Source organism: Sinorhizobium sp. B11, from assembly GCA_039725955.1.
GTDB lineage: Bacteria > Pseudomonadota > Alphaproteobacteria > Rhizobiales > Rhizobiaceae > Rhizobium.
This window is the reverse complement of the sequence record CP091033.1, coordinates 1,249,564-1,262,349: the sequence shown is the minus strand read 5'-3', so window position 1 is coordinate 1,262,349 and position 12,786 is coordinate 1,249,564. Positions and strand designations below refer to the sequence as shown.

Here is a 12,786-nt window from a genome sequence, read left to right as displayed (position 1 = left end):
AATGGTCGTTCCTGAATAACCCGAACCGATTTTTATTTCTAGAGTGATCGTTGTGAAAAATAAGGATAGCGATAAAGAATCCATTGCACGCAAGCGTGGCCGCCCGCCGGCTTTCGATCGCGAGACGGTGCTAGCGGCGGCGCGCGACGTATTCTGGGAGCATGGTTACGACGGCTCGTCGATCGCCGATCTCACGGCATCCATGGGCATCACGCCGCAAAGCCTCTATGCGGCGTTTCAGTCCAAGGCGGACCTCTACCGGGAGGCTCTTGACCAATATCGCCGTATGCCCCGGCCCTATCCGGGCAATCCGTTGAGGGAACAGATTGATACGTTTTCCGCCTTCGAACGTTTCCTGATAAATTCGGCGATGATCTTTACGGCCCCCGATCACCCGAAAGGCTGCATGATTTCCACGGCCGTGCTGAACTGTGCCTCGGAAAACGAAGATATTGCCTATCATGTGTCTTCGCTTCGCCAGCAGACGCTCGATGCCTTCACAGCGCGTATCGAGAGCGGAATAGCGGATGGGGAGCTTCGCCCCGACACGAATGCAAGATCATTGGCGCGTTTTCTCGGCGCAATCGTACAGGGCATGTCCGTCCAGGCGCGTGACGGGGCCACGTCGGAGGAACTGATGGAAATGGTGACGCACGCCATGAACGAACTCGGCCGCTACCATTCCAGCTGAAGAAGAGCTGATACGCGCTGTGTACCCGAAGGCTATGCGTGGTGAGCTGACATCGCCCACGCGATGCCAGCAAATCAGCCCCACAGGCCGAGCGCGATTGCCGACTTTGGGTCCACAACATCTTCAATACTTTGTGACGGCAGCATCGCTGGCGAGCTTGCGCTCCAGTTGCCTTCTGAACTCCTTCTTCTGAACGTTCGACGCGAACCGGGTCTTCCTGAGCGAATCCTCCGCCACCCGAGATACGGATGTGCCGAGAATGCGCTGTAACGTCGACATCAAAGTTGCCTTGTCGTTGTCGAAATCGCCGTGATGTCTGGCGTCGCTTGCGCCGCCTGGCGCAAGGAGCCACCGGAGGCGGTCTCCGTCGAATATGGATGCCTGGGATGCGTCCACATCCTTCGCCAGACCCAACAACGGAATTCCGGGCCGTATGGCGGGGATGTGCGGGGATTTTTCGAATGCGTTGCTGACGAGATAGAGCAGCGACTTATGATAGATCTGGGCGCAGTCGTCATCCTGTTCCGTTGCGTCGTCCAGCGTATAGAGATCGAATTCTTCGATCGCCTTGCTTTTTATTGCAGGAAGATACGCCTTTTTGAAAAGTTCGATCGTGCAGGCCGGAGCCCAGAGGTTCAAGCTTTTGATCGGGACTTTCGCCGCGGCGAACTTCTCGACCAACGGGGCGTGAAATATCGATCCGGCGCTGTGACCGACCAGGTGAATCTCATCGATTTTTCCAGCTTTATACAGGTCGATAAGGTGATCACCGACGAGCCTTGCCGAGCCGTTCTTGTTGCTGGTAGCCAGGAGTGCGTTCTCCTTCATCTCGTCCCAAAGAGCCTTCCCGCCCAGATTCCTCGCAAGCACTTCGAGTGTGTCGTCAAGCCGATCGAGCATGAAGTCCTTGGCCCGGTCGAGAACGTCCTCGTCACGGCGGCGTCCGACGGCATCGCGCAGAATGTTCTCGATCGTCGTCCACGCGTCCGAGCGCCAGATGAAAGATAAAGGATAAACCTGCGACTGCAGCAACGGCGCGAGATTGCTCGACACCGTTTGAATTGCGCCGTCCTGACCAACGAGGCCACCGTGGGCGTACAAGAGTACCCTTTTCCGCTTCCAGGATTTCATCGCCGCGGGCATCCGCTCCGTAACGAGCGTCTTCAACCCCTCCGACGTCAGACCATAGGTGCCCTTGTCGTCCAGAACTCCGTCGTTCTTTGAGGTTATGATGTACGGCCTCAGATCGGCGTAGATCTGGCTCTCGTAGCTTCGCGGAGCGTTGGCACGCATATTGGCGGTCGCCAGGGAGGAGGTAAGATCGACGGGCGCACCGAGAGCGGCGACCCAGACATCCGAGCCGTTTGCAAGCCAGTCGGCATAGGAGAGATTCGCGAGCCCGCCCGTGCCCCATTTGTCGCCCCAGCTGTTCTGGATCCAGAAACCGCGCCTGTCGAAACCGACGATGGCGAAGGCGTGTCCACCGATCACACCGGGACGGTACTCGATGTTCTCGTCGCCAGACTTCACCGCTTGCCAGCCGTCGTGTACGCGTGAGGTGGCATATAATATTCCGGTCTCGGAAATCGCGGCGTGCATCGACACCAGGTCTTTATGATTGACCCGGAAGTAAGCTCCAAGCGGCCGGGCCAAAGCATCTGCCGACCGTTTTTCTTCGAGGGTCGGGTCAGGGTCTCGCTCCTTCCAGAGTGCGTAAGCACAGAGGCCATGTTTGAACCAGCCTTTCATCGCGCCGCGCGCGCTCGAGCCGTTGTAATTCTCGCCGGGCCATTCGTCGTAGCGCTTTGCCATCGCATACAGCATCCACGCGCTGACTTCGTCCGCGGTTGGATTCTGGCCTCTTGCTCTCAGCAGGTAATTCGCCACGGTCGCGAGACCGAACCCCGTACACGCTCCCTCGCTTCCTTGATCCAGGATCGGGATCTTGAAGTTACGATATGCCTGCAGGTCCGATTTCGCCGGGACACGGACCAGCGTTGGTATGAAGATCGTATCTCGAAAGTCTATTGTGTCCGGTAACGCATCGAATGTGCGTGCTGGGTCTTTCTTGGACGTTGGCATGCTGGACCTCCGGTGCTGAGACGAGTGATTATGAGAGGAAAAGCAGATCCGTCGGGATCGTCAGCATCGACCGATCGCAGGGCTCTTCGCGTCGATTATCAGTCGTTCCGCGACGAGATTAACGCTGGTCGGCAGGAATATCGGCACAGGACTGACTTTGGCCGGCAGCAGCAATCCAACAGGGAAAGGATAGCTGTTCGACCAGGTCAGATCCGACGTTCTCCCGCCTGGCTTTCTCCAGTGTGATCTGCCGTATTCTCTTGTTTCCGTCGTAGAAGAGTAGAAAGCGGTAAATGTGATCGGGGATTTTCGCCGCTGCCTTTGCGTCCGTCATCGATGTTGTCGTCGACGTGTTGCTTTGCGAGCCTGTGGCCGAACCTGACGCGGGCACGATCGGAGGTTCGGTGGCGACGTTTGCCAAAGCGTCCAGTATCTGGCTCCGACGTGTGGCTACAATTGTGATCGGGCTCTGTTCTGCTGAGGTGACGGAGTATCGATTGAGCCTGAACCCGTCCAGGCAGGCGGCGACTTCCGTTCTCGACTTGTTGACGCCCGTGCAGGAAAGCACGGCTTCTCCGGTATTGTCCTCGACCTGCTCGAGATTATCGGCAATCTGTTCCAGGTAGATCGAATTTGGCTTGAAGCCGAGACGCAAGCCCGTCGCGAAATAATCGATCAGCCTTTTATCCGGAAGTACCTCAAGATCGTCGGGAATTATCTTGAAGTCCGATAACTTGTTCCAATCACGTCCCTGGAAGCACGTCCTGGAGCCGCGGGTATAGAGGTCCTGCCTGCCGCCCATTTCCAGCAATTCGTAGATTGTCCGGAGCGTGTCGATGTCATTAAAGCCGAAATTGCTGAAAATTGTCTGCCGAAGCTGCCGGCAGTCGTTTTCGACGATCGGGCCTGTTCCATATGCGACTTTCGAAAGCATCGCGCGTTTATCGTCATCCGCGGCAAGGCTGGAGAACAGGGTGTTCTTCTGATCCCCGATTGCCGGCATTTGGATCGACAGCATATTCGTATTGACGTTCGAATAGTCCGGTGCGGGCAGATCCCGGGTTAGCTCGCTCCAACCTATGTCGTTGCCGGCGACCATCGACCTCCGGAACTTTACAGTTGCGGTCAGAGTGCCCACCTCATCATCGCCTTGCGGAGTGGTGAGGACGAGAACGCGTTTGATCACACCGTCACGCGATCTCTCGGCGAAACCGAAGGTCGCGTTCGATGACTCTTCGAAGCTATAGTAAGAGGTGAGAATGCTGTCGGTAATTTCGGTCGCCGCGTCCAGCGCGGGTTTTGCCGCCTCCGAAATAACTCCTCCTCCGGCGACGTCTATGAGTGGCTTAACGCGATCCAGCAGGGCTTTCACATCGAAGTTCGCCTTGGTCGTCGCGCGGGCCTTCAGGACGAAGCTCAGAGGGTCGTTGTCGTAGCGTATATACGGCGTGCTGAACTCAAAATCGCTATTGGTGCCGAACGTGCGCTCGGTGTTGTTGGCCATGTAAGAATAGATTGGACGCTCGGTCGATACGTAGCTACCCAACCGCGGTGCCACCGAAATCGTGATTTCATCGGTGTCAGCCGACGTGAAAATCCGCTTGAACATCGCGCCGATCGACGCGGTGCTTCGCGATCCCGGCGGTCTCGACTTAAGTTCGAAACGGAACGTCAAAGCGGCGTAGTATTCGCCGGCTTGAGGGATAAAGCCGCCGTTCCAGTTGTCGCAGCTTGTCTGGTTTATATTCAGACCACGCCACGACGCGCTGCCTTGGCCCTGGCACGTCTGTTGAGCGCCAGCGCCTCCACACATCGCGAAGAACAGGAAGAAAATCACAAGCAACTTCCGCATTCCAGCCCCCGCCAGACGACCTGAATCGACATGCGTGCACGGCCGGCACGCGTTCATCTAATCCATGTCATGAAGAAAAATTGCAAGTTTAAGTAAAGTCAGTCGTCGGATTTTGTCAAGCGATATCCGCCTCAGATCGAGGCCGCGTGAATGCGCGACGATGCAGGCGTCGAGGCGAAATGGTTGGCGATATAGGCGCTCAATACCTCCGAACCGGCTGCGGCTTCTCTTGCAGAACGTGCTACCGCTTCTGAAGCGAACGCAAATACTTCGACATGAAATGCGCAGCTTACGGTCATGCCGGACACGACCAACGTTGTGAATGTAAGTGCCTGCGGCTTCGTCCTCTAATACCTATGGGGGCGCCGATTGCTGCGATGGGCGGTACCGAAATCCATTTGCAAACTACATTAGATTGCATTACCGTCCATAACACTTGGGGGTTATAAACCTCGCATTGCATTTCGGCTTTTTGTTTTCCTGTTGCTCGTCATTCGGAAGGCCCTGCATGCACCCAGATAGCCAGTTCACACACGCCGATAACACGACCCTCATCTTCAACGAGCTGAAATTTCGCTCGTTGAGGGTCAAGAACCGGCTCTTTCGATCCAACATATCAGGCCAGTTCGACGACTATAACGGCCACGGCGGCAATGCCCGGCTGAACTGGGAGGAGAAGTTCGCGCGCGGCGGGATCGGCTGCATCATTTCATCCTTTACCCCGGTCTCCGTGCGCGGCCGTATCCTCGTGCGTTACGCGATGATCGACGACGACGACAAGATCCCGTTCTGGCGGGAGGTCGGCCACCGCGTCCACAGCCATGACTGTCGGTTCATCATGCAGCTCAGCCATTCCGGCCGCCAGCAGGACATGGGCGGCGTCGAAAACCTGTTCAATAGGGGCCTGAGCTCGACCAACAAGAGCGATTACTTCCATGGACTGCTCGCCCAGGCGATGACGAAACCCGAGATCGCCGAGGTTGTTGAGCAGTTCGCGCAAGGGGCGCGGCGCGCACGCGAGGCAGGGCTCGACGGTGTCGAACTTCACGGCGCCAACGGCTATCTACTGACGCAGTTCCTGAGTTCCGGCATCAACGACCGGACGGATGAATATGGCGGCGGCTGGGAGGGGAGGGCGCGTTTCGTGCTCGAGATCGTCAGGGCGATCCGCCGCGAGGTTGGCCAGGACTTTCATTTGCAGATGAAGATCAACGGCGTTGACCACAATGACTGGCTCTATCCCTGGATAAAAAAGGGCAACACGCTCGACGAGACCGTCAAGATCTGCACGATGCTGCTCGACGGGGGCAAGGGCGTCGACTCCTTTCATGTCTCCAGCGGCTCGACCTTTCCGCATCCGCGCAATCCGGCCGGCGACCTGCCGCTGAACGACCTGCATCGCTGGTACGACGGCATGCTCTCGCAAGGCACGCGAGCGCCGATGAATTATGCGATCTTTTCCAATCCCCTGCTGGGACGCGCCTTCCAGGCGCTCTGGCGCTGGCGTCGCGGCAAGGTCATCGAGGGCATCAATCTCGATTATGCGCGCGCCGTTTCCGAAGCGATCGGCAAGATCGACCCTGCGATCAAGGTGCTCTGTACCGGCGGGTTCCAGCATGCCGACAGGATCGCCGAGGCCATCCGTTCGAAAGCCTGCGACGGCGTCAGCATGGCCCGCCCGCTGGTCGCCAACAACGATCTGCCGAAGATCCTCGCCGAGGCCAACGGCCCGGAGAAGGAATGCACCTACTGCAACAAGTGTCTGCTCAACGATCTCGAAAACCCGCTCGGCTGTTATGACCTCAGCCGGTTCGACGGCGCGACTTTCGAGGATCGCTACAGCGAGATGATCAAGCAGGTCATGTCGGTTTTCGAGCCGCCGACCTTCCATTGAGGCCCGCATCGCACGCGCATTCGGAGGGGATCCATGAGCAGCGACAACGACCGCAAGACACCCGTCGAGATCGCCGTCGCCCGCCACCGCCGCTGGTGGCTGGCGGTCGTCGTGCTGCTGTTGCTCGCGCTCGTCTACTATCTGGTTTTCGTCAACCAGTATGTCGTCGCGTTCAAAAGTCAGAGCGAGCATTTCATGCATGGCTCGATCGGCAGCGAGACGGCGACGGGGCCGCCCTATTGGGTCTTCAAGGCCTTGCCGGTCATGTATGCCGACAAGCTCGGGCCGGAAGGCTGGAGCCGCTTCGGTTTCCTCTACGAAAAGCCGGGCGACGATCTTCCGATCGGGGTGTCGCGCCGCGTGGTCTCAGGCGTCGAGCGGGTCTGGCTCAACTGTTCCGTCTGCCATGTCGGCACCTATCGTCTGCCCGGCGATCCGGTTCGCCACCTCATTGCCGGCGCGCCGTCCAACAATCTGCGTCTGCAGGAATTCATCCGTTTCTTCATCGACGTCGGCCGCGATCCCGGCTTCACCGCCGACACGCTGATTGCGACGATCGATAGCCCCAAGGTTGGAGGTGACCTCAATGTCTTCGAGCGGCTGATCTATCGTTACGTGGTGTTTCCAAGGGTCAAGAGCGCCTTCCTCGATCTCGGCACCCAGCTCGATTTCGTCAAGCGTCAGGAGGATTGGGGTCCCGGCCGCGTGGATACGTTCAATCCTTACAAGGCGCTGCAGTTCAACTTTCCCATGGACGAGGCTCATATATCAGGCGCGGCGCTGAACGGCTCTTCCGACTATCCCGCCATCTGGCGCCAGCGCCCCCGAGAGGGCATGAACCTCCATTGGGACGGCAACAATGATTCCGTCGCCGAACGAAACCTGAGCGCCGCACTCGGCGCCGGCGTGACGCCTGTGACGGTCGACCGGGCATCGATCGCGCGCATCGAGGACTGGATGTGGGATCTGCCTTCGCCCCCATTCCCTTCCGCAGCCAAGATCGATCAAGCGAAAGTGGCGGAGGGCAAGACGCTGTTCCTGCATTACTGTGCCGATTGCCACGGCTTCAAGGATGCGAACGACTACAGCTACGACAGGCGGCGTTTCACACGCCTCGGCAAGACGGTTCCGCTCGCTGATATCGGCACCGATGCCGGACGCTGGACCTCCTATACGGCAAATTTTGCTGCTGAGCAGAACCTGCTTTACGCCGGCTATCCCTGGCGCTTCAGCCGCTTCCACAAGACGGACGGCTATGCCAACCACCCGCTCGACGGCATCTGGGCGCGCTCGCCCTATCTGCACAACGGCTCGGTGCCGACGCTACGCGATCTGCTCGAGCCGAGCACCAGGCGGCCGCCCGTCTGGTTTCGTGGCAGCGACGAATTCGATCTCGCCAGGGTGGGCTACCGCTCGGATCAGTCGGCCGGAGGGGATCTCTTCCGCTACGACACCACGCGGCCCGGCAATGGCAATGCCGGCCATGAAGGATATCGCTACGGCACCGAGCTGCCGGACGCGGCAAAAGACGCCCTCGTCGAATATATGAAAACGCTATGACCCAGTCGCGCTCGCTCAGCAAATGGAAGGCACGGCATGCGGTCCTCGTCTGGATCGGCATCCTTCTGAACTTCGCCTTCGTCCTGCCGCTCATCTTTTGTCCGGAATGGATCCTCGGCCTCTTCGGAATTACCGTCAACCAGCTGATCTGGCCGCGATTTGCCGGTCTGCTGCTCGGGATCCTGTCGATCTTCTACATTCCGGCGACGCTCGATATCGACCGCTACCGCGTGTTCGCCTGGCTCGCGGTCTTCCCCTCCCGTACGCTCGGCACGGTTTTCTTCTTTCTTGCCGTCTTCGTCTTCGACCAGCCGCTCGGCTATCTCGCCGGCGTCTTCCTCGACGGATCGGTCGGCATCGCGACGCTTTTCTGTCTCCTGCGCATCCTGCGGCTCGAACAGAATATCGCCGAAGGGAGACCGGCATGAGGCGCGTCTTCTGGAAATGGCTTTTCGGCGTTCTGGTCCTGCTCGTCGTCGGCGCCTTCGCGCTGTTCTTCCTGCTCTTCCGGCCGGTGGCCCAGCCGCGGACGAACGATCTCGCGGAGGTTTTCAATCACGGTTCGATTGGCAATGAAGAAGCGCAGGGCATTCCCTACTGGATCTGGCGCGTCCTGCCGCAGCTCTTTCCCGAGCATCTGCCCGCCAATGCCGATGGATACGGCGCATTCGGCCTCTATTGGCGAACCGGCGACGAGGTTCCGGTCGGCCTTTCGGTCAGGACGCTCGGCGTCATCGAGCGCGTCGCGCCGAACTGCGCCTTCTGCCACCAGGGCAGCTACCGGCTTCGCGCCGACGAGCCGGCGCGGCTAGTCGAGGCGGGGCCGGGAACGAGGGTCAATCCGCAGGCCTATATCCGCTTCCTGATCGCCGTCGGCGCCGATCCGCGCTTCACCGCCGACCGGGTGATGGCGGAGATCGGCAGGATCTACGACATGCCGCTCTGGGAGCGGGCGCTCTATCGTTTCGTCCTGATTCCAGCGACCCGGTCAGCCCTGCAGGAACAGGGGCGACGCTTCGCCTGGATGAAGGATCGGCCGGACTGGGGTCCTGGCCGGATCGATCCCTTCAATCCGGTCAAGTTCCAGAATCTTGAACTGGCCGACGATCACACGATCGGCAATTCCGACATGATGCCGCTGTGGTCGCTTGCCGATCTCTCCGCCACCAACACGCGCCGCTTCTCGCTCCATTGGGACGGCTTGCAGACCGACCTCTACGAGACCGTAGTTTCCGGTGCGATCGGTGACGGCATGACCTACAAATCCTACGGGGGGACGGAAGAGGGGCTTCGCCGCATTACCGATTTCATTCGCCTGCAGGGACCGCCGCCGTCGCCCTTTTCTCCGCTCAAGCCAGAAGGCGATTCCTATCATGTCGATGCGGCGGCGGTAGACGCCGGTCGAGCGATCTATCTGGCGCGATGCGCCGTCTGCCACGATGCCAAGGGTGCGCGCTACCGGACCCCGATCTCGATCGTCGAACTCGGCACGGACCGCCATCGCCTGGACATGTGGACCCCCGCGGCCCGCGACCGCTACGCGGCTTACGAGCCTGGTTATGCCTGGGGTTTTACCAACTTCCAGAAGACTGACGGTTATGTCGCGACGGGTCTCAGAGGTCTCTGGCTACGCGGTCCCTACCTGCATAATGGCAGCGTCCCGACATTGCGCGCCCTGCTGCTTCCACCGGCCGAGCGGCCGACACAGTTCTACCGCGGCTACGATCTGGTGGATGCTGAGAACGGCGGCTTCGTGAGCGGGCGTGACACAGCGGGGCAACAGTACGGCACGCTTTACGATACGAGCCAGCCGGGCAACGGCAATGGCGGCCACCTCTGGGGCACGGATCTGCCTCAGGAGGCGAAGGAGCAGCTGCTTTCCTATCTCAAGACACTTTGACCATCAGGAGGGATCGATGGCAAACGTCAGACAGCGCATCGTACGGTTTCTCGCCTGGATCGTGGTGGCGGTCGTCACTCTTGCCGTCGTCGCCATCGTCGGGGTTGCGCTCATCGTCTGGTGGCTGATCGAGCCGGATTCCGGCCAGTTCGGCCGTGTCGAGGATGAAGCGAAGAAAGTCCACCGTAAGGTCGAGGAATTTCCAGGGGCGAGCGAGTCTTACTTTGCGGCGATGGACAAGGGCCTGCTCTTGCCGCCGGCAGCCGGCGTCGATTATCCCGCCGAGATCAAGGAGGTCGCAACCGCCACCGGCCTCGATCCGGAGGCCGTCCGCAAGGCGGCGATCCGCGGGCAGAATGCCTGGATCGTCTGGACCGGCGGTAACGACAAGTTCTGGGATTTCGCCGCCCGTGCCACGATCGGCTCCTTCGATCTTCTGAAAACCATTTCGTCCCATCCGACGATGGCATATGGCCGCGACAATCGCTTCCGCTATCTCGGGCTCGTCAATGAGCCCTGCTTCACGGCCGCGAAGAGCGCCGATCCCGATCATTGGGGCCTGTGGCTCGATCAGCGCGACAAGGACTGCGCCGCCGACAGTTTCGGCGGAAATGCCGAGGCCGATGCCCGTTATCCCGGCGTGCAGATCGGCTCGCGCGGTACCACGGTCAAGGTGAAGGGCGAAGAGAAGAAAATCCCGGTCGGCTCCTACTATGGCGAGCCGACAGGCGTCATGGGCCTGCGTCTCTTCCCTAACCCCGATTTCGACAGCAAGGCCGCCGAACATTGGGATGCGCTGCGCTACTACACCGATCCGTCCTATTACAACGACAAGGATCTCGTGCGACCTTATCGCGTCGGGATGTCCTGCGCCTTCTGCCATGTCGGTCCCAACCCGATCAATCCGCCGAAGAATGTCGAGAGCCCCGAATTTTCTGAAATCTCCTCCAATCCCGGCGCCCAGTATTTCTGGGTCGACCGCATCTTCTTCTGGAACACCAAGCCGCGCGCAAAGCCAGGGGAGCCGGCCCAGAACGAAGGCAACTTCCTCTTCCAGCTCTTCCACACGAATCCGCCGGGTTCGCTCGATACGTCGCTGGTCTCGAGCGATTACATGAACAATCCCCGCACCATGAACGCCGTCTACGACGTCCTGGAGCGGCTGCGCATCGGGGCGAAGACAGGCAAGGAAATCATCAAGGGGGACGAGAAGGACAACAAGCAGGCGCAGGACTATCCGCAGACCGCAGCCTTCGGTTCGCTTTACGACAAGGCGACCGGCACCGTTGCCTCGATGCGCGTCCTGAAGGACGGCGCCGATTCCGTCGGCACGCTCGGTGCGCTCAACCGCGTCTATCTCAATATCGGCCTTTTCAGCGAAGAATGGCTGCTGCATTTCCGCCCCTTCCTCGGCGGGCAAAAGATCTCGCCGATCCGCATTGCCGATGCCCAGAAGAATTCGGTCTACTGGCAGGCGACCGAGGCGATGACACCAGACATGGCGATATTCTTTCTGGTTGCCGCTCGCGCCGATCATTTGAAGGATACGCCGGTCGGGGAAAAGGTGCTCGAAGCGCGCAATCCGGTCGAGGTCGAGCGCGGCAAGATCGTCTTTGCCGAAAACTGCGCGGCCTGCCATTCGAGCAAGCAGCCGGTGCCCGCACCGGATCTCGGCGTCGATGAGGGCATATGCGCCGGCGGCGGGTCCGGCCCGCATTATCGCGAATGCTGGGATCGCTACTGGGCCTGGGCGCAGTCAGATGCCTTCAAGGCAGGCATGGTCAAGCTCGTCACCGAGAAGGATGCGGATGGAAAGGACTTCCTCGACGGCAATTACCTTTCCACGGAACGGCGCGTGCCGATGGATGTCGTGCGCACCAATGCCTGCAGCGCGATCGCCACCAACGGGCTTTCGGGCGATATTTGGGACAACTTCACCTCTTCTACCTACAAATCGCTGCCACCACCGCATGAGGTGACCGTCAATCATCCGGTTTCAGGGGCGGCGACGCCGCTGCAGGCGGCAGGCAATGGGCGCGGTTATCTGAGGCCACCCTCACTCGTCAGCCTCTGGTCAACAGCGCCCTTCCTGCTCAATAATTCGGTTGGCCACGAAGACAGCTATTACGGGACCGACTACTACAATCAGGACTATGCCGGCGGTTACGGCGCCGGGCGAGGCACCTCTTGTCCGGCGGCGGACGCCCGCGATCCATATATGCCCTGCATCGAAAACAGGCTTGCGGTCTTCGATCGGTCGATCCGCCAGATGCTCTCGCCGCAGACGCGCCGCATGGACAAGATGACCGAGGCGCCGGTGCCCGGCTATATCTACCGGACGAGCGCTCCCTCCTGCCTGATTGTGCCGCCGGGCTTCGTGCCCGACAAGGTGCGGCCCTTCACCGGCCTGTTGAGCCGAGTTGCCGGTTGGGCCTTCAAGAAGGACGGCTCGATCACTATCGGCCCGTTCCCTGCCGGTTTCCCAGTCAACGCGCTGACCAATACCGAGCTGCTGCCCGACAATGACGAGGAGGACAAGTTCGCCAACTACAAGAGGCTGATCGCCAACGGCCCGGCGCTGATCGGGGCCTTCTCCGAGCTCGGCGGTCAATGCTCGCCGGAAGAGCTTGCCGATCCCGCCGTGCTCGCCAAGGCCGAGAAGGTGGTGCGAGACACCAGGCTCGTCGATCGCCTTATAGGCTTGAGCAAGTGTCCTGACTATGTCGTCAATGGCGGGCACACATTCGGCGCCGATCTTCCGCAATCGGACAAGAACGCGCTGATCTCCTATCTGAAGCAGTTCTGAC

At 59.8% G+C, this 12,786-nt stretch carries 8 protein-coding genes; 6 read left to right on the top strand and 2 right to left on the bottom strand.

Annotated features, from left to right (window positions below; all coding sequences use genetic code 11):
- The first annotated feature begins 43 nt into the window (after positions 1-43).
- The gene (locus tag LVY75_05645; protein XAZ19640.1) at positions 44-691 is read left to right on the top strand and encodes a TetR/AcrR family transcriptional regulator; all 648 of its coding nucleotides are present in this window, start codon (positions 44-46) and stop codon (positions 689-691) included.
- 123 nt (positions 692-814) lie between these two features.
- On the opposite strand, the gene LVY75_05640 is transcribed toward LVY75_05645, so the two are convergent.
- On the bottom strand, positions 815-2,773 hold the full coding sequence (locus LVY75_05640; protein XAZ19639.1) for a C1 family peptidase: 1,959 nt from the start codon (positions 2,771-2,773) through the stop codon (positions 815-817).
- 118 nt (positions 2,774-2,891) lie between these two features.
- The gene (locus LVY75_05635) at positions 2,892-4,625 is read right to left on the bottom strand and encodes a hypothetical protein (protein ID XAZ19638.1); all 1,734 of its coding nucleotides are present in this window, start codon (positions 4,623-4,625) and stop codon (positions 2,892-2,894) included.
- Positions 4,626-5,133: 508 nt separating this feature from the next.
- Here LVY75_05635 and LVY75_05630 point away from each other — a divergent pair.
- Genes LVY75_05630 through LVY75_05610 form a run of 5 tightly spaced genes read left to right on the top strand, consistent with a single transcriptional unit; the run spans position 5,134 to position 12,785 of the window.
- A complete protein-coding gene (locus tag LVY75_05630) occupies positions 5,134-6,519 on the top strand; it encodes an NADH:flavin oxidoreductase (GenBank protein ID XAZ19637.1) in 1,386 nt (461 codons plus the stop codon).
- A 33-nt stretch (positions 6,520-6,552) separates the two neighbouring features.
- The gene (locus tag LVY75_05625; GenBank protein ID XAZ19636.1) at positions 6,553-8,079 is read left to right on the top strand and encodes a cytochrome c; all 1,527 of its coding nucleotides are present in this window, start codon (positions 6,553-6,555) and stop codon (positions 8,077-8,079) included.
- On the top strand, positions 8,076-8,507 hold the full coding sequence (locus LVY75_05620; GenBank protein ID XAZ19635.1) for a hypothetical protein: 432 nt from the start codon (positions 8,076-8,078) through the stop codon (positions 8,505-8,507). Before LVY75_05625 ends, LVY75_05620 begins: the two co-directional genes overlap by 4 nt.
- Positions 8,504-9,979: a cytochrome c gene (locus LVY75_05615; protein ID XAZ19634.1), complete on the top strand. Its 1,476-nt coding sequence runs from the start codon at positions 8,504-8,506 to the stop codon at positions 9,977-9,979. The genes LVY75_05620 and LVY75_05615 overlap by 4 nt, the downstream gene beginning before the upstream one ends.
- Positions 9,980-9,995: 16 nt before the next feature.
- Positions 9,996-12,785: a cytochrome c gene (locus tag LVY75_05610; protein XAZ19633.1), complete on the top strand. Its 2,790-nt coding sequence runs from the start codon at positions 9,996-9,998 to the stop codon at positions 12,783-12,785.
- Position 12,786 lies beyond the last annotated feature (1 nt).